14 protein-coding genes and 2 tRNA genes are annotated in these 18,050 nt (G+C 67.3%); 15 read left to right on the forward strand and 1 reads right to left on the reverse strand.

Annotated features, from left to right (window positions below):
• Window positions 1-142 precede the first annotated feature (142 nt).
• The 12 genes from AC5RWT_RS03385 to AC5RWT_RS03440 all read left to right on the forward strand — a co-directional run bounded on the left by AC5RWT_RS03385 (window position 143) and on the right by AC5RWT_RS03440 (window position 12,531).
• Window positions 143-4,027: an Rne/Rng family ribonuclease gene (locus AC5RWT_RS03385; protein WP_494079140.1), complete on the forward strand. Its 3,885-nt coding sequence runs from the start codon at window positions 143-145 to the stop codon at window positions 4,025-4,027.
• 358 nt (window positions 4,028-4,385) lie between these two features.
• Entirely contained in the window at window positions 4,386-4,694 is a 309-nt protein-coding gene (gene rplU / locus AC5RWT_RS03390) for a 50S ribosomal protein L21 (protein ID WP_127513859.1), read from the forward strand.
• 54 nt (window positions 4,695-4,748) lie between these two features.
• Window positions 4,749-5,009 carry a 50S ribosomal protein L27 gene (gene rpmA, locus AC5RWT_RS03395; RefSeq protein WP_127513717.1) on the forward strand — a complete coding sequence of 87 codons (261 nt, stop codon included), beginning with the start codon at window positions 4,749-4,751 and terminating at the stop codon, window positions 5,007-5,009.
• A 126-nt stretch (window positions 5,010-5,135) separates the two neighbouring features.
• Window positions 5,136-6,686, forward strand: a complete 1,551-nt coding sequence (gene obgE, locus AC5RWT_RS03400; RefSeq protein WP_494043609.1) for a GTPase ObgE — start codon at window positions 5,136-5,138, stop codon at window positions 6,684-6,686.
• Complete coding sequence (gene proB / locus AC5RWT_RS03405; RefSeq protein ID WP_494043610.1) at window positions 6,664-7,809, forward strand: glutamate 5-kinase; 1,146 nt, start codon at window positions 6,664-6,666, stop codon at window positions 7,807-7,809. Before obgE ends, proB begins: the two co-directional genes overlap by 23 nt.
• 81 nt (window positions 7,810-7,890) lie before the next feature.
• Window positions 7,891-9,207 (forward strand): glutamate-5-semialdehyde dehydrogenase, encoded by a 1,317-nt coding sequence (locus tag AC5RWT_RS03410; RefSeq protein ID WP_494079141.1) that lies wholly within the window; start codon window positions 7,891-7,893, stop codon window positions 9,205-9,207.
• A gap of 125 nt (window positions 9,208-9,332) precedes the next feature.
• The gene (locus tag AC5RWT_RS03415) at window positions 9,333-9,566 is read left to right on the forward strand and encodes a hypothetical protein (protein WP_494043612.1); all 234 of its coding nucleotides are present in this window, start codon (window positions 9,333-9,335) and stop codon (window positions 9,564-9,566) included.
• A gap of 45 nt (window positions 9,567-9,611) precedes the next feature.
• Entirely contained in the window at window positions 9,612-10,256 is a 645-nt protein-coding gene (gene nadD, locus AC5RWT_RS03420) for a nicotinate-nucleotide adenylyltransferase (protein WP_494044174.1), read from the forward strand.
• Window positions 10,257-10,290: 34 nt separating this feature from the next.
• A complete protein-coding gene (locus tag AC5RWT_RS03425; RefSeq protein WP_494079142.1) occupies window positions 10,291-11,730 on the forward strand; it encodes a hypothetical protein in 1,440 nt (479 codons plus the stop codon).
• Window positions 11,731-11,770: 40 nt separating this feature from the next.
• The gene (rsfS, locus tag AC5RWT_RS03430) at window positions 11,771-12,157 is read left to right on the forward strand and encodes a ribosome silencing factor (protein ID WP_494043614.1); all 387 of its coding nucleotides are present in this window, start codon (window positions 11,771-11,773) and stop codon (window positions 12,155-12,157) included.
• A gap of 154 nt (window positions 12,158-12,311) precedes the next feature.
• A tRNA-Ala gene (locus AC5RWT_RS03435) sits at window positions 12,312-12,384 on the forward strand.
• A 74-nt stretch (window positions 12,385-12,458) separates the two neighbouring features.
• Window positions 12,459-12,531 (forward strand) — tRNA-Ala (locus tag AC5RWT_RS03440).
• Window positions 12,532-12,806: 275 nt separating this feature from the next.
• Here the strand turns inward: AC5RWT_RS03440 and AC5RWT_RS03445 are convergent.
• Complete coding sequence (locus AC5RWT_RS03445; protein ID WP_494079143.1) at window positions 12,807-14,138, reverse strand: cysteine desulfurase-like protein; 1,332 nt, start codon at window positions 14,136-14,138, stop codon at window positions 12,807-12,809.
• A gap of 610 nt (window positions 14,139-14,748) precedes the next feature.
• On the opposite strand from AC5RWT_RS03445, the gene AC5RWT_RS03450 reads away from it, so the two are divergent.
• From AC5RWT_RS03450 to AC5RWT_RS03460, 3 genes are read left to right on the forward strand one after another with little or no spacing between them, the layout of a single operon-like run.
• Window positions 14,749-16,056, forward strand: a complete 1,308-nt coding sequence (locus AC5RWT_RS03450) for a quaternary amine ABC transporter ATP-binding protein (protein ID WP_494079144.1) — start codon at window positions 14,749-14,751, stop codon at window positions 16,054-16,056.
• Window positions 16,056-16,943: an ABC transporter permease gene (locus tag AC5RWT_RS03455; protein WP_494043616.1), complete on the forward strand. Its 888-nt coding sequence runs from the start codon at window positions 16,056-16,058 to the stop codon at window positions 16,941-16,943. The genes AC5RWT_RS03450 and AC5RWT_RS03455 overlap by 1 nt, the downstream gene beginning before the upstream one ends.
• A gap of 57 nt (window positions 16,944-17,000) precedes the next feature.
• Window positions 17,001-17,906, forward strand: coding sequence for a glycine betaine ABC transporter substrate-binding protein (locus AC5RWT_RS03460; protein WP_494079145.1), 906 nt, complete (start codon window positions 17,001-17,003; stop codon window positions 17,904-17,906).
• The last annotated feature ends 144 nt before the right edge of the window (window positions 17,907-18,050 follow it).

An 18,050-nucleotide genomic window follows, 5' to 3' on the forward strand; every position in this document is an offset into this window, starting at 1 on the left:
CGCCCCACGTGATGGCGCGAGCTCGGGTGATACCAAGACGACTTTCGGTGGCGGGCAGCCCCAGGCGCCCGGACACCCGGCTACATGCCCCCAAGGGCACCGGGATGTGGCCGGTGCCGCAAGGGTTGGAGCAAAATTTTAAATGGATAATGAACAGGTAATACCCGCTACCTCCGCACCGGCCGACTCACCGGAGGGAACAGCCAAGAAACCGCCGCGCCCCCGTCGCAAGCCCACTGTGTCCGCACCGTCGCAGGACCAGCTGGATGTGCAACTGCCCGCCGCGGCCGTTGAGTCCACTAACGACGGCGGTGCCTCCGCCACAGCGCGGGGCACCGATGCGGCTCCCGCGGCTGACCAGCCGACCGATGCGGTTCCGGGAGGCAGCCAGCCCGCCGGAGCAACGCAGGCAGCCCCCACCCGGACGCGCCGGCCGCGCAAGACCGCCGCCGAGAAGGCCGCCGAAGCAGCGGCCGCCCAGGCCACGCAGCCGGACGGGGCCACCGCCGCGGCAACAGAGACAGCTTTCGCAAGCGTTGGCGAACCCGCCGCCGCCCCGGCTGCCGAAGCGGCCCCCGCCGCCAAGGCCCGAACCCGCCAGCCGCGCAAGACCGCCGCACAGAAGGCAGCCGAAGCAGCAGCACAGGAAGCGGCACTGCAGGAGGGCACCGACGCGCAGCCGGCCGCCGAGTCGGCCGAGCCCGCCGGCGGAGCCGCTCCCGACGGTGTGCTGGACCCAGCAGCGCCGGCCGACGGCGAAACCGAGGGCAAGCCGGCCCGCAGGCGCCGCAGCCGTGCCGAGCAGCCGGTCGAGCAGCCCGTCGATGCCGACGGCATCCTGGAGGCCGAAGGCGCGGAGGAACCCGCCGAAAAGCCGGCCAGCCGCCGTCGCACTACCGCCACGACGCGGACCCGCCGCAGCACCGCGGCGCAGACCACCGAGGCCGCCGCGGCTGAACTGACCACCGCCGAAGGCGAGGCCCCGGCCGGTGGGCAGGAGCCCACGGCCTTGCAAACGGGCGCTTCGGGCGCCCAGGCAGCCACCACCCAGGCAACCACCGCCGAGGCGGCCGCCGGCACCGAGGCACCGGCTCAGCACGTCGCCGGTACCGAGGCCGCCACCGAGGCGGAGCAGCCCGCGAAGGCGCCCTCGCGCCGTCGTCGTTCCACCAAGGCCACGGCCGCCGCCCCGGAAGCAGCGGAAGCGACTGCCTCCGCGGAGCAGCCTGCGCCCGCAGTCGGGTCTGCCGTCGAAGAGGAACAGGCCGAAGAACCAGCCGCCGAAGCGGGTGGGCACGATCCGTTCACCATTCCGGCCTCACCGGTATCCCTGCTCTTCCACGCCCCGGACCTGTCCGCCGTCGCCGCCGCCAAGCCGGAACCGGCCGCGGCAGCGGACTCCGAGGAGGAGGACGAAGACGGTGGGCAGCGCCGCAGCCGCCGGAACCGCCGCGGCCGCACCCGCAACCGCGCCGAGGCTGAGGCCGGCAGCAGCGAGGCGGGCGGCACGGAAGAATCCGACGAGGCCGCCGAAACCGCAGAAGAAGGTGCGGGGGAGAAGGACGGCGTGACGTCGCGCCGCCGCCGCCGTCGCCGCCGCGGCGATGCCGATCTGGAACTCACCGGCGGCTCCGAGGACGATCCGCCCAACACTGTCACCCGCGTTCGGGCGCCGCGCCCGGTGGTAGAGACCGCTCCCAGCAACAAGGTCGCTTCGGTCAAGGGCTCCACCCGGCTGGAGGCCAAGAAGCAGCGCCGCCGCGAATCCCGCGAGTCCGGCCGCCGCCGCCAGGTCATCACCGAGGCCGAGTTCCTGGCCCGTCGCGAATCCGTCGACCGCCAGATGGTGGTCCGCCAGCGCGACGACAGGATCCAGATCGGCGTGCTCGAAGACGGTGTGCTCGCGGAGCACTTCGTCTCCAAGACGCAGCAGGATTCGCTGATCGGCAACGTGTACCTGGGCAAGGTGCAGAACGTGCTGCCCAGCATGGAAGCTGCCTTCATCGACATTGGCCGCGGCCGCAACGCCGTGCTCTACGCCGGTGAGGTCAACTGGGACGCCGCCCACCTGGACGGACAGCCGCGCCGGATCGAGCTCGCCCTGAAGTCGGGCGATTCGGTTCTGGTGCAGGTGACCAAGGACCCGGTAGGCCACAAGGGCGCCCGCCTGACCAGCCAGATCTCGCTGCCGGGCCGTTTCCTGGTCTATGTACCCGGCGGCTCGATGACCGGCATTTCGCGCAAGCTGCCGGACGTGGAACGCAACCGGCTGAAGAAGATCCTGAAGGAACACGTTCCGGACGGCGCCGGCGTGATCGTGCGCACCGCGGCCGAGGGCGCCAGCGAAGAAGAACTGATGAACGACATCAACCGGCTGCGCGCGCAGTGGGAAGGCATCGAATCGCGTGCCGGCTCCACCAAGACGCTGGCACCGGAAATGCTCTACGCGGAGCCGGACCTGACCATCAAGGTGGTCCGCGACGTGTTCAACGAGGACTTCTCCAAGCTGGTGGTTTCCGGCGAGGAAGCCTGGGACACCATCGAGGCCTACGTCACCTACGTGGCCCCGGACCTGGTGGACCGGCTGGAGAAGTGGACGTCGGAGACGGACATCTTTGCTGCCCAGCGGCTGGACGAGCAGATCCACAAGGCGCTGGACCGCAAGGTGTTCCTGCCGTCCGGCGGTTCACTGGTGATCGACCGCACCGAGGCGATGACCGTCGTGGACGTCAACACCGGCAAGTTCACCGGCTCCGGCGGCAACCTCGAAGAAACCGTCACCAAGAACAACCTTGAAGCGGCCGAGGAAGTGGTCCGCCAGCTGCGCCTGCGCGACATCGGCGGCATCATCGTCATCGACTTCATCGACATGGTGCTGGAGTCCAACCGGGACCTGGTGCTGCGCCGGTTGGTCGAGTGCCTGGGCCGCGACCGCACCAAGCACCAGGTGGCCGAGGTGACCTCGCTGGGCCTGGTTCAGATGACGCGCAAGCGGATGGGCACCGGGCTGCTGGAAGTCTTCGGCGAGCAGTGCGAGCATTGCGCCGGCCGCGGCGTGATCACCCACGACGAACCGGTCGAGCACCGCCGCACTGGCGCCGCGACCGAGCACCACCAGGTCCGGATCGAGAAGCGTTCGGAGCGGCAATCCCGCAGCGAAAAGCGCCGCAGCCGCGGCCAGGGCCAGCAGGAGTCGCCCGCCGAGACGCCGGCACCTGTGGTGCAGGAGGACGACGCTGAGCGCAGGGCCAAGGCCGAGGCCGCCCGCGCGGCTCTGGCCAACATCGCCGCCGCAGCCCACGCCGCCCACGAGGCGGAAGAGCATCCTGAGGCGGCCAAGGCCAAACAGCACGACGGCGAGGCAGCCCCCGCTGCCAGCGGCGCCGGCAAGCCCGAACCCGCGGCCGCGGCCCCGGCGCAGGGACAGCCTGCTGCCTCCGGCCGCAAGCGCCGGTCGCGCCGTGCCGACGATTCCGGCATTGCTGCAGCCGTAGCTGCCCCCGCGGCGACGGCCGACCAGGACGGCGGAGCGGGAGTGCTGAAGATCAACGGCGAAACCGTAGCCATTCCGCGCGCCACGCACGCTCCGGTGGCCGCCCCGGAAGAGCCGTCGCTGACCCTGGAAAGCCTGACCGAGGCCTTCAACAAGGTTGCCCCGGTGGAGAAGCCGGAGCGGACCGCCCCGGTGGCCGCACCGGAACCGGCCCCGGCAGCCCAGTCCCAAACTGCCGAGCCGTCGGGGCCGACGGACCAGGTCCAGCCGGAGGCCGCCGCCGAGCCGCAGGCTCCGGCTGCAGCAGCCCCGGTACGTAAGCCGCGCCGCCGTCGTGCCGCCAGCAGCCCGCAGGGTGCGGCCGATGCCCCGGTGGAGACCGTGGATGCCGCCATCTCCGCGGAGGGCAACGGCAGCCACCGGCATGCCGCGTCCGCGCCGGCAGCGCCCGCTTTGGCGGAGGCAGCAGCAGGAAAGACCGAAGCAGCCGCTCCGCTGGTGCTGGGCGTGGGAGTGCCCGCCTCGGAGCTGTAGCAACCAGTGACAGGACAGGCCGCGGACCCAAAAGGTCCGCGGCCTGTGCTGTGCCCGCCGTGTCGCGGAGGGGAAATGCACGCGTCCGGGCGTGACGGCAGTAGTATTACTAGGTGCGACCGAACGGATCCCAGTCCGCTCGCGCCAGGTAAAGGATCACGCAGAGCCCCTCCGGCACTCCCGGAGCCGCTGGTTTGCGGCGGATAGCCGCAATAGCGTAATCTAGATCTTCGGTGCGTACGCCTTCGAAGGGTTTCCACCCGCAGGCGCGGATGCACAGTGCTTTCCAGGCCGTCATGAGCGTGCCTGCGTATTCGAGCAAAAACTGTAATAAACGTCTAGAGAAGTGAGTTCCCAAGTGGTGTACGCGATTGTCCGCGCCGGCGGCCGCCAAGAAAAGGTTTCCGTTGGAGACCTCGTGACCCTTGACCGCGTCCCCGGTGAGGCTGGTAGCACCATCGAGCTGCCTGCTCTGCTCCTGGTCGACGGCGACAAGGTCACCTCTGCTGTCGATGCCTTGGCTAACGTCAAGGTCACCGCCGAGATCGTCGAGAATCTCCGCGGTCCGAAGATCGTCATTCAGAAGTACAAGAACAAGACCGGCTACAAGAAGCGCCAGGGCTACCGTTCTGCACTGACCAAGGTCAAGGTCACCGGAATCGCGTAAGCGGTCCGTTGACTTTCTGTAACGTTCCTTAAGATCAAAAGGTAGGCAAAACAAATGGCACATAAGAAGGGTGCGAGTTCCACTCGCAACGGCCGCGACTCCAACGCTCAGTTCTTGGGCGTCAAGCGCTTCGGTGGCCAGGTAGTTTCCGCCGGCGAGATCATCGTCCGCCAGCGCGGTACCCACTTCCACCCCGGCGCCAACGTCGGCCGTGGCGGCGACGACACGCTGTTCGCCCTTGAGGCCGGTGCCGTTGAGTTCGGTACCCGCCGCGGACGCCGCGTGGTAAACATCGTGGCAGCGGCTGCGGAGTAATCCCCAGCAGCAAAATGCTTTCCAGTGAGGCGGGCCGACGGTCCGCCTCACTGGTGTTTTAACCAGACTAGAATCACTGGTGGGCCGTTTCGGTTCGGGCCCACCGGCATAGAGGAGATCGATCACGTGGCAACATTCGTTGACCGGGTAGTCCTGCATGTATCCGGCGGATCAGGTGGCCACGGTTGCGTCTCCGTCAAGCGCGAAAAGTTCAAGCCCCTGGGTGGGCCCGACGGCGGCAACGGCGGCAACGGCGGCGACGTGATCCTCCGCGTGGACAGCCAGACCACCACGCTGCTGGACTACCACCACGCCCCGCACCGGCATGCCACCAACGGTGGCCCCGGCATGGGGGACTGGCGCGGCGGCAAGAACGGCGCCACGCTGGTGCTGCCCGTGCCGGACGGCACCGTGGTCAAGACCAAGAACGGCGATGTGCTCGCCGACTTGGTGGGCGACGGCACCGAATTCGTGGCCGCTGCCGGCGGCCAGGGCGGGCTCGGCAACTCCGCGCTGGCGTCGGCCAAGCGCAAGGCGCCCGGGTTCGCCCTGCTGGGCATTCCGGGCGACGAGCGGGACATCGTCCTGGAGCTGAAGTCCATCGCCGATGTGGCGCTGGTCGGCTTCCCATCGGCGGGCAAGTCCAGCCTGATTGCGGCGATGTCCGCGGCGCGGCCAAAGATCGCCGACTACCCGTTCACCACGCTGGTTCCGAATCTGGGCGTCGTGCAGGCCGGTGACGTACGTTTCACCATCGCCGATGTGCCCGGACTGATCGAAGGCGCCAGCGAGGGCAAGGGCCTGGGACACAACTTCCTGCGCCACGTGGAGCGCTGCGCCGCCATGGTGCATGTGCTGGACTGTGCCGCGCTGGAAGCGGACCGCGACCCGCTCTCCGACCTGGCGATCATCGAGCGCGAACTGGAACAGTACGCGGTGGACATGAGCTACGCCGGGGCCGACGGCGACGTGGTCCCGCTGAACGAGCGCCCCAAGCTAGTGGCGCTGAACAAGGTGGACGTGCCGGACGGCCGCGACATGGCCGAGTTCGTCCGGCCCGAGCTGGAAAAGCGCGGTTATCGAGTCTTCGAAGTCTCGGCCTCCAGCCACGAGGGCCTGCGTCAACTGGGCTTCGCCATGGCCGAGATCGTCACCGCGGCGCGGGCCGAAGTGAAGGCTGCCCCGCCGAAGGTCGCCCCCGCCGTGCTGCGCCCGCGGTCCGTGAACGACCGCGGCTTCATCATCCGCCGCGAAGAAAAGAACCTGGAACCGCTGTTCCGGGTGCTGGGCGACAAGCCGGAGCGCTGGGTCAAGCAGACCGACTTCAACAACGACGAAGCCGTGGGCTACCTCTCCGACCGGCTGGCCAAGCTGGGGGTCGAGGACCAGCTGTTCAAGTCCGGAGCGCGCCCGGGAGACACCGTGGTGATCGGCGAGGACGACGCGGTGGTCTTCGACTGGGAGCCCACCATGGCCGCCGGCGCGGAACTGCTGTCCTCCCCGCGCGGCACCGACCTGCGCCTGATGGAGTACATCCGGCCCACCCGCGAAGAGAAGCGCGAGCAGTACCAGGAGCGCAAGGAGGCCAGGGCCGCCACCCGCGCCGAGCTCGAGGCCGAGCGCAAGTCAGGCGTCTGGATCGAGAAGGAAGACCATGACGACGACGATGAGCTCTGAGCCGGCCACGGCGGCCGACCGGACCCTGCTGGCGACGGCAGAGCGTCTGGTGGTCAAGGTCGGCTCGTCCTCACTGACCTCGGTGGCCGGCGGCATCTCCGAGGAGGCGCTGCTGTCTCTGGTGGAAGTGCTGGCAACGCGCCGGAACGCCGGCACCGAAGTCATCCTGGTGTCCTCCGGCGCCATCGCCGCCGGACTGGCCCCGCTGGGCCTGGGCCGCCGGCCCAAGGACCTGGCCACCCAGCAGGCCGCCGCGAGCGTGGGACAGGGCCTGCTGATGGCCCGCTACACGCAGGCCTTCGGCGCCCGCGGCATCACCGTCAGCCAGGTGCTGCTGACCGCCGAGGACTTGATGCGCCGCCAGCACTATGCCAACGCCTACCGGGCGATGCACCGGCTGCTGCACCTCGGCGTCGTCCCCGTTGTCAACGAGAATGACACCGTGGCCACTCACGAAATCCGCTTCGGCGACAACGACCGGCTGGCCGCGCTGGTGGCGCACCTGGTCAAGGCCGACGCCCTGCTGCTGCTCTCCGACGTCGATGCGCTCTACGACGGTCCGCCCAAGGACGGCGCGCAGCGGATTCCGCTGGTGGCCGGGCCGGAGGATTTGGACGGCGTGAACATTGGCCGCACCGGAGCCGCGGGCGTCGGCACCGGCGGCATGATGAGCAAGGTTGAGGCCGCCGGAATCGCCGCCGGTTCGGGCATTCCGGCGCTGGTCACGTCTACACCGAACGCGGCCCGCGCGCTGGCCGGCGAGGACGTGGGAACGTGGTTCGCGGTCAGCGGCACCCGCCGGCCGCCGCGGCTGCTGTGGCTGGCGCATTTGGCCTCCGTCCAGGGCCGGCTCATTCTCGACGACGGCGCCGTGCAGGCCGTGCGGGACAAGCACCGGTCGCTGCTGCCGGCCGGCATCGTCTCGGTCAAGGGCGACTTCGAGCCGGGGGATCCGGTGGAACTGGCCGACGGCGACGGCCGGGTGGTGGGCCGCGGACTGGTCAACTTCTCCTCCTACGAACTGCCGCGGATGCTCGGCCGCTCCACCAAGGAACTCGCGGCGTCGCTGGGCCGGCAGTACGAACGCGAAATCATCCACGTGGACGACCTGGTGCTGCTCTGAACCACGCCGCCGGCCGGGGTTGCAGCGTAACGTGACCTCCGCCGTCGTGCTTCCCGTGGCGCACCGGCTAAAATCGGCTGTATGACCCAGACAGCCTCTTCCCAGTCCACGGCCGAAGCGTCCCAGGACGGCCAGCAGCCGGATGCCGCCGCGGCCGTTGAGGCCATCGCCGTCCGGTCCCGGAACGCCGCACGGCGGATGGCACGGGCCAACCGGGCGTGGAAGGACAAGGCGCTGCGGGAGATCGCCGAATCGCTGGTCGCCAAGCGGGACGTGGTGCTGCAAGCCAACCGCCAGGACCTGGACGAGGGCAAAGCCAGCGGCACCAGCGCCGCGCTGCTGGACCGGCTGACGCTGGACACCAAGCGGATCGACGGGCTGGCCGCTGCCCTGGAAAGCCTTGCCGTGCTTCCGGATCCGGTGGGAACCGTGATGCGCGGGCAGACCCTGCCGAACGGGCTGCGGCTCCGCCAAGTCCATGTCCCGATGGGCGTGGTGGCCGCCATCTACGAGGCGCGCCCGAACGTCACCGTGGACATCGCCGGCCTGGCGCTCAAGAGCGGCAATGCCGTGATCCTACGCGGCGGCAGCGCGGCCCGGCACACCAACGTTGCCCTGTTGGGCATCATCCGTGATGCGCTGGACCGGGTGGGCCTGCCCTCCGATGCGGTGCAGAGCGTGGACGACTACGGCCGCGACGGCGCCAACGCCCTGATGCAGGCGCGCGGGCTGGTGGACGTGCTGATTCCGCGCGGCGGCCGTGAACTGATCCAGTCGGTGGTCAACAACGCGAAGGTGCCGGTGATCGAGACCGGCGAAGGCAACGTCCACATCTACCTGGACGAATCGGCGGGCACGGAGATGGCCGTCGACATCCTGCTCAACGCCAAGACGCAGCGGCCGTCGGTCTGCAACACCGTGGAGACCCTGCTGGTGCACCGCGACGCCGCCGCCTCGGCCGATGTGCTCGCTGCGCTGGCCGGCGCGGGAGTGCGGCTGCACGTGGACCAGCGCGTGGCCGGTATCCTGCCGTCCGGCGTCGAGGCCACCACCGCTACCGACGACGATTGGGCCCGCGAGTACATGGACCTGGACCTGGCGGTGGCCATGGTGGACTCCATGGACGACGCGCTGCGGCACATCCGCACCTGGACCACGGGGCATACCGAAGCGATCATCACCAACGACCTGCGCAACGCGGAACGGTTCATTGCCGAGATCGATTCGGCCGCCGTGATTGTCAACGCGTCCACCCGGTTTACCGACGGCGGGGAACTGGGCCTGGGCGCGGAAGTGGGCATTTCCACACAGAAGATGCATGCCCGCGGCCCGATGGGCCTGCGGGAGCTGACCACCACCAAATGGATCGTCCAGGGCGACGGCCAGGTCCGCGACTAAACCTGGAGCGAGTCGGCCTGCTCAGGGCTGAATCACGGTTCCGTTGCCGGAACGCGTACCATGAGTAGGAAGCCATATCCCGTCCGCCTGAGCGCGGCCGGACTGAAAAACATCAAGGGAGAATCATGCTGTCTCAGGTCCTCGACGCCGCACTCGTGGCCAGTGAAGCCCACCACGTCGAACTGCCGGTCCCCGCGTGGACCATCGGCGCCGGAATCATGGCCTTCTTCGTACTCCTGATGTTCGCCACGATCGCTTTCACCAGTGTGGGCCAGCGCCACTCGGCCGTCGAGGAACAGGTGGATCCGCACCGCCAGTTCCCGAACAAGCACGATCACGGCCAAGCCGCGCGCCACTAGCCGTTCGTGCCCGCGCTGCCTATCAAAGCCCCGCCAGCCGGAGAACTGCACCTCACTTATCCGGGGCGCAAGCTCCGGCTTGGCGTCATGGGCGGAACGTTCGATCCGATCCACCATGGACACTTGGTGGCAGCCAGCGAGGTAGCGTCCGTCTTTGGCCTGGACGAGGTGGTCTTCGTGCCCACCGGCCAACCATGGCAGAAGACCGGGCGCGATGTCAGCCCGGCCGAACACCGCTACCTGATGACCGTGATTGCCACGGCGTCCAATCCGCGGTTCACGGTCAGCCGGGTGGACATCGAACGTCCGGGGCTGACCTACACCATCGACACGTTGCGTGACCTGCACGCGGCGCGTCCGGACGCGGAACTGTTCTTTATCACCGGTGCGGACGCGCTGGCGCAGATCATGTCTTGGAAGGACATCGACGAGTTGTGGTCGCTGGCGCACTTCGTGGGCGTCACCCGGCCGGGGCACGAGCTGCACAACCTGGGCCGCAAGGACGTCAGCCTGCTGGAGGTTCCGGCGATGGCCATTTCGTCCACGGATTGCCGTGAGCGCGTGGCCGAGGACCAGCCCGTCTGGTACTTGGTTCCGGACGGCGTAGTACAGTACATAGCCAAGTACGGTCTCTACCGGCGCTCGTCACAGGGCGCCGCCGTGACGAGCCAACTTGAACCGAGCCAATGAAATCAGTCGTTTACTACTGGGTGATCAGTACAGCATGAGCAATCAATCCCAGCCGCCGCGCAGCCGCCGGGACATCCGGATGCAGCGCGATGGCGCCGGTACGGGTCCGGAGTCTGCCTCCGGCATCGAACCGAAGGTCCCGGATGCCCAAGCAAGTGGTGCCCCGGTAGACGGCGGGGGAGAAGCTCCCGCAGCCTCCGGCGACGGCCCCGCAGCCTCCGGCGACGGCCCCGCAGCCTCCCGGGAACGCCAGGGCGAGCGGTCCTCGCAGGCTCGCGCCCGCGAGCGAGAGGCACGCCGTGCGCTCAAGACCCTGACCGCAGCGCTGCCGCAGATTCCCGCCCCCGAGCGGGAGCAGGTGCCGACCCGGCGCCAGTTGCGCCAACAGCAATTGCAGCGTGAAAACCCCGGGCTCGCCCCGGATGCTCCGGCTGATGGTCCTGCCGGAACCTCGGCTGGCCCCGCGGTTGGCCAGACCGGTGGCTCCGGCGCTCCGGCTGTCGACCCGGCCGGCTCGGCTAAGCCCATGGCAAGCCGGGCCCGCACCGCGGCTCAGCCAGCCGACGGCCGGACCCGCACTTCGGCTGCGCCGGCCGATGCCCCGTATGAGCCGCAGCGTCCGCCAATCGAAGGCGGCCGCCGCGCCCGGCGAAGCGGTGACACAGGACGGCACCCGGTCCAGCCGCAGACCGAGGGGCAGGAACTGCTCTCCGCCGCTGGACGCGAGGCAGTCGACGCCGGCGAGATGAGCGTGGAGCAGGCCTTGGCCGCCCGCGACCTGCTGATGGGCCAGGCCAAGAACATGGTCGCCATGATGGAGTCCAGGCAGGAACAGTCTCCGCATGACGTGGACCTGGAACTGCTAGCGCAGCAGAAGGCTCTGGCCGAGCGTGCCGCAGTCCTCAATCGCCGCGCTGCCGATAAGAAGCGGCTGAGCGACGAGAACGAACAGCGGCGGCACTCGGCCTCGAACCGGCCGATAGCGGACATTGCGTCGGCGCCGATGGAGTTCGTGGCGGTGCCGGGGTCCGACCAGCATGTGCTCCGGCCGTCCTCGACGTCCTACGTTCCTGTAGTGACGACGCCGGCTCCGGCCCAGACGCCTCCCGAGCGCCAAGCGGCGCCCGGCCCGCGGCGGCCGACAGCACCTGCAACGAAGTCGGAAGCTTCCGCCAGAACCCAGGCTGTTCCGGTGCCGCGGGAGCAGGCGCCCGCACCCCGGGCAACCGAAGCAACGGGTGCTGCACCGCGGTCAAAGATCCTGGCCGAGGCCGAAGCGCTGGCCGGGGGACGCGGCGCTACGATCCACCCGCTCAAGGCCAGCAGTGCCCACGGACTGGATCCACTCGACGCCCGGACCGCGGGACTGGCCCGGGTCCACCGGACCCGGCTTGCCGTCGGTGCCGCCCTGGTGCTTGGCGCCGCTGCCTTCGCAGCGGGAATCGCCATGATGCTTGGACTTTTCGGCGGCTGAAGCCGCCAATCAATAGCTGGTTTACATTTCAAGGAGACACATGACCGCACCCGAAAGCTCTATCGCCATCGCGCGAACCGCCGCTAAGGCAGCCAGCGACAAAATCGCCGAAGACATCGTCGCCATCGATGTCAGCGAGCGGCTGGCCATCACCGATGTGTTCCTCATCGCCTCCGCGCAGACCGAACGGCAGGTCAACGCGATCGTCGACGGCATCGAAGAGGAACTGCACAAGCAGGATCTGCGCCCGATCCGCCGCGAAGGCCGCTCCGAAGGACGTTGGGTACTGCTGGACTACGCCGGCGTGGTCATCCACGTGCAGCATCAGGAAGACCGCGTCTTCTATGCCCTGGAACGGCTGTGGAAGGATTGCCCGTCCATCGACCTGCAACTGGACGACAAGCCGGCGTCAACGGGGACTGAGTAGCCGAGGCGGAACGTGGCACCTGCCGCATGGTACCGTCCTGTGCGGCGCCAGTGACACGTTCCGAACCCGTCCGCTGATTTGGAATCCGTGCTGATCTCTGCATAGAATATTCAAGTTGCTTCGAAGGAAGCGGCACGGAATCCGCAAGGATAACGGGGCTGTGGCGCAGCTGGTAGCGCACCTGCATGGCATGCAGGGGGTCAGGGGTTCGAGTCCCCTCAGCTCCACTCGTGAAGACACCATCGGTGATATTCACACTGTGGAATACACGCCGACACATCGGCAAAGACTTCCCTTCCAAGGGGCTGTGGCGCAGCTGGTAGCGCACCTGCATGGCATGCAGGGGGTCAGGGGTTCGAGTCCCCTCAGCTCCACCCAGGTAATGAGTTGAGACATCCTTCGCGGTGACTCGGGTCATCGTGCGACACCCCGGTCTTCGGACCGGGGTGTTTTCTTTTGTCCCGGTGGGACTTCGGTCTCGACGACGACGGCGGCCTGCCGTGCCACTGTATGCCGACAGCACCTACGCGCCATCGAAGAATGAGCCAACACGACGTTGCGGCCGTATGGCCAGATCGTTTACCAGATGTGACTTCGGAGCTTACCCCTCCCGCGTGCTGCGACAACTCGAAGGCGCTAGCCGTCGTCCTTAGAGGAACTCTGACAGGGCCGTGAGGAGTCGGTCGATCTCCGTGTCGTCGTTGTAGGGGGCGAGTCCGACGCGCATGCCGGCATCGACGGTGAGCTTGAGGGCCTGGAAGGGCTCGTGGGCGTAGAAGTTGCCGACAGGGGCCAGGATGTCACCGTCGGCGAGGAACCGGGAGACATCGGTGGCGTTCTTATCGCGGAAGGTGAAGAACAGTGTCGGGGTTCGATCGGCGGCGGTCGAGTGGACGGTGATGCGGTCCCCGAGGCTGGCAATACTTTCTTCGATGCGGTGACGTAGTCGCACTTCGTGCTGCTCCATGAGCTGGTGGGCGGCGATAAGCCGCTCCCGGCGTGGGCCGTCGACCGGTGCGAGGCTGGCGATGAAGTCCACGGCCGCGGTCGCGCCAGTCATGATCTCGTAGGGCAGGGTGCCGAGCTCGAATCGCTCGGGGACGTTGTTGGTGGATGGGAGGAGCTTGTCGGGTTTCAGGGTTTCCAGCAAGTCGGGGTCGGCGGCGAGAGCGGCGCAGTGCGGTCCGAAGAACTTATACGGCGAACAAGTGAAGAAGTCCGCACCCAGTGCCTTGACGTCGACGGCGGCGTGGGCGGTGTAATGGACGCCGTCGACGTAGACGAGGGCACCGACTTCGTGCGCGCGTGCCGCGATTCGCGCAACGGGGGGCTTGGTGCCCAGCAGGTTGGAAGCGGCTGTGACGGCGACCAGACGGGTGCGCTCATTGACGATCTCGGTGAGGCCGGAAAGGTCAAGTTCTGCGGTGGCGGGGTCGAGCGGAATCCAGCGGACGGTGACGCCGGCCGTCTGGGCGGCTTGGAGCCAAGGGCGGATGTTGGAGTCGTGGTCGAGCCCGGTGACGACGATCTCGTCATCTGGTTTCCAGGTCTTCGCCAGGGTGCGAGAGAAGTCGTAGGCGATTTGAGTGGCGCTCCGCCCATAGACAATCCCCTCGGGCTTGGCGCCGAGCAGGTCGGCTAAGGCGGTGCGGAAACCTTCGACGGCGTTCTCGGCGTTGCGTTCGCTGGCGACCGAGGTGCCGCGGTTGGACAACGGCCCAGTCAGGGTTTGGGCGATCGCTTCTCCCACGACCGCCGGCGTCTGCGTGCCTCCGGGGCCATCGAAATGGGCCAGTCCAGATGTCAGTGACGGGAACTCCGCGCGCATGGCGGAAACGTCGAATGTCATGCTTCTCCTCAGGTCGAGTGTGCTTGTGGTGTACGAGGGGCGGTGCATGGTCGGGTAACTCTGTTTGTCGACTATGGTGACCGCGACCTGCTCGCGTGTGTCGAGCGTTACAGCACCGGCGTCAATTGCCAAGAAGACTTCCATGTCTATTCGGTATCACTTCGGTCTGATACGGCGCTGCCGGCGGCCTTGCCTGGCTGCCGGATGCTTTCTGAAGCGAGGGAGGCGGGTGTCTTTAGCGGAGAGTGCCTGCCCGCCTGCGGGAGCAACGGACGGCAACAGTCGTCCCGTCCTGGTGAGGCAAATCTGTTGCGCAGGACGCATCCACTTGCGAAAACGCGCGGTTTGCTGCGCCGGTGGTCACGATGGCATAACTCCTTCGCAGCCCCGGGATTTCGGGGCCATACCGCTGCTAGCCTGCAATGACTTTACCGATTTCAGCCCGATATTCAGCTCACAGTGAACAGCGGATTGTTACGGTGGGGGACGAACAACCAGTAATACGAACGGCATGTGGGCGAGCTAACGCAGACCCGTGGCACAAGTCCACATGTGCTGGACGTCGAACTGGCGGTTGGGGGAGCTTCCCGTCATCGCTTCGGCGAAACCGTCTTTCTGGGCGCCGTCACCACGGCAACCAGGAGCCTATGAGTTTGACGCGTGTATTTGTCCGCAAGAGACCAAGCACCAATCGCTGCAAATCCGCCCGCTCCTGGCGGCGCTGCAGCGTAGACGGGCCGTAGTGAACGAACAAATTGCACTGAGCGTACAAAATGTCTACAAGGTCTTCGGCAAGCGACCGGCCGAAGCAGTCAAGCGCCTGAAAGCCGGAAAGACGCGCGAGGAGGTCTCCGCTTTGGGGACTGCCGCAGTGATCGATGCGTCGTTCGACGTCCGGGCCGGTGAAATCTTCGTCGTGATGGGGCTCTCCGGCTCCGGTAAGTCGACGTTGATCCGCACCCTCAACGGGCTGCAGCCGCAGACCGCGGGCAGTGTGGTGGTCGGCGGCACGGATATATCGACCATCTCCGACGGCGAGCTCCGGAAGGTCCGGCAGCAAAAGATTTCGATGGTCTTCCAGCACTTCGCGCTGATGCCGCACCGCACCGTGGCGGACAACGCCGCCTACGCCCTTGAGGTTCAGGGCATGGCCAAGGCTGAGCGTCTGGCCCGGGCCGAGAAGGTCCTGAAGCTGGTGGGGCTGGAAGGTTGGGGCGACAAGTTCCCGGCGGAACTCTCCGGCGGCATGCAGCAGCGCGTCGGGTTGGCCCGTGCGCTGTGCGCCGAGACCGACATTCTGCTGATGGACGAGGCCTTCTCTGCCCTCGACCCGCTGATCCGCCGCGAAATGCAGGAGCAGTTGGTCGCGCTGCAGGCGGATCTGGGCAAGACCATCGTGTTCATTACCCACGACTTGAACGAGGCCATGTTCCTGGGCGACCGGATCGCCGTGATGCGAGACGGCCGGATTGTGCAGATCGGCACACCCGACGACATCCTGACGCACCCCGCAAACGACTATGTGGCGCAGTTCGTCCAGGATGTGGACCGGACGCGCGTGCTGACCGCCGGATCGGTGATGGAGCCGGCCCGCGCCGTCGTCAATCTCTCGGGCGGCCCGCGGAACGCGCTGCGCACCATGCGCGATCTGCAGACTTCGGCAGCCTTCGTGGTGGACCGGCGCCGGACCTTCTTCGGCACGGTACGCGACCGGGACGTGATGCATCTGGTCGAATCGCGGGCGCAGGACTTGGCCGCCGCGGTCCGCAATGGCAACGGGCCGGTTCGTGCCGAAACCCCGCTCTCGGAGCTCTTTGGCCTGGCTGTGGAGAGTCCCATTCCGCTGCCCGTGGTCGATGACGAGGGCCGGCTGGTGGGCGTGATTCCCCGGGTGACACTGCTTGCGGCCCTGGGCAACGTGCCGTCCAGCACCACGGACATTCCGATCGTCGAAAGCGCTCCCGCGCCGATTCCCGAACAGGAAGTCACGCGCACGCTCAACAAGACATCGATGGACGTTAAGACGTCGGCTGAAGGGGGAACCCTCTAATGGATCTCGAATTCCGCATCCCGCTGGGCGACTGGGTTGACGTCGCTCTTGACTGGCTGTTGGCGACCTTCGCCGCGGTCTTCGCCTTCATCCGCAGTGTCTTCTTGGGCGCCTACGACAGTCTGGAGTGGCTGCTCATTACGCCTCCGTCCGTGGTGATCATCATCGTGTTCGCCGCAATCGCCTACGCGGCCAAGGGCTGGAAGCTGGCGCTGGGCACCGCCGTCGGCTTCCTGCTGATCGTCGGCGTGAACCAGTGGGACCACGCGATGGAGTCGTTCGCGCTGGTCATCGTGGCCACCGTGGTGGCGATCGTCATCAGCGTCCCGGCGGGCATTCTGGCCGCCAGTTCCGCCACCGCCTCGGCCATCATCCGGCCGATCCTGGACTTCATGCAAACCATGCCCGCCATGGTGTACCTGATTCCCGCCCTGGTGATGTTCCGGGTGGGCGTGGTCCCCGGCATCATCGCCACCATCATCTTCTCCATGGCACCCGGTGTGCGGTTCACCGAGCTGGGCATCCGCGGCGTGGACAAGGAAGTGGTGGAGGCGGGATACGCCTTCGGTTCCAGTCCCGGCAGCATCCTGCGCAAGATCCAGCTGCCGCTGGCCATGCCCACGATCATGGCCGGCATCAACCAGGTGATCATGCTGGCCCTGTCGATGGTGGTCATCGCCGGCATGGTCGGCGCCGGCGGGCTGGGCGGGGAAGTGGTCGCCAGCCTGAACCGGATCGACGCGGGCCTCGGTTTCGAAGCCGGACTGGCCGTGGTGATCCTGGCCATCTTCCTGGACCGAGTGACCGCCAGCGTGGGCAAGGCCTCCCGGCCCGGAGGGCGCCAGCGTTCCGGCCGGCCGGCGAAGCAAAGCCTGCAGGACGCCTGACACGTCTGGCTCCAAGACCAATCAACGTGCCCTAACGGGCATAACGAAGGGAACAATATGAAGCATTACAGCAAGCTCGCGGCCGTAGCCGCCATTGCGGCCCTCGGACTGACTGCCTGTGGCAACGGCGAGCAGGCCGGCGGCCAGGCAGCCAGCGGCCTGGACAACGGGGACAAGCAGGACGTCACCATCGCGGTCTTCAACGGCTGGGATGAGGGCATCGCCGCGTCGGAACTGTGGAAGGCCATCCTGGAGGAGAAGGGCTACAAGGTCACGCTGGAATACGCCGACCCGGCCCCGGTATTCTCCGGCCTGTCCACGGGCGACTATGACCTGACGCTGGACACCTGGCTGCCGGTCACGCACGCCAGCTACCTGGAAGAATACGGTGACAAGATCACCGAACTGGGCCAGTGGAACGACGAAGCCAAGCTGACCATCGCGGTGAACGAGGACGCTCCGGTCGATTCGCTCAAGGACCTTGCCGCCAACGCCGACAAGTTCGACAACCGTTTGGTGGGCATCGAGCCCGGTGCCGGCCTGACCGAGGCCACCACCGAGAACGTCATCCCGACCTACGGCCTGGACAAGATGGAGTACCTGACCTCATCCACCCCGGCCATGCTCTCTGAGCTCAAGTCGGCCACCGCCGCCGGCGAGAACATCGCCGTCACGCTGTGGCGCCCGCATTGGGCCTATGATGCGTTCCCGCTCAAGGATCTCGAAGATCCGGAGGGAACCCTCGGCGACGCCGAGGGCATCTACGCCTACTCCAGCAACAGCTTCGCGGAAGACTTCCCGACCCTGGCCGGTTGGCTGAAGGACTTCAAGATGGACTCCGAGACCCTGTACTCGCTGGAGAACGCCATGTTCAACGAGGCAGACACGGACGACTACGGCCCGGTCGTGGAAAAGTGGATCGGCGAAAACCAGGAATACGTGGACGGCCTGACCGCCAAGTAAGGCAGCTCAGCACCACACCGGCATTAACCAGCCCGGCGCCGCCGGCTCCCGTTCACCGCGGGAACCGGCGGCGCCTGCCGTTTGCCGGGTGCGCTGGATAACGACGGCGGTGCCCGGCTCGGCGGGACCGTCGCCTCTGGGCGC

The sequence above is a fragment of the Arthrobacter sp. Dra40 genome (assembly GCF_059091905.1).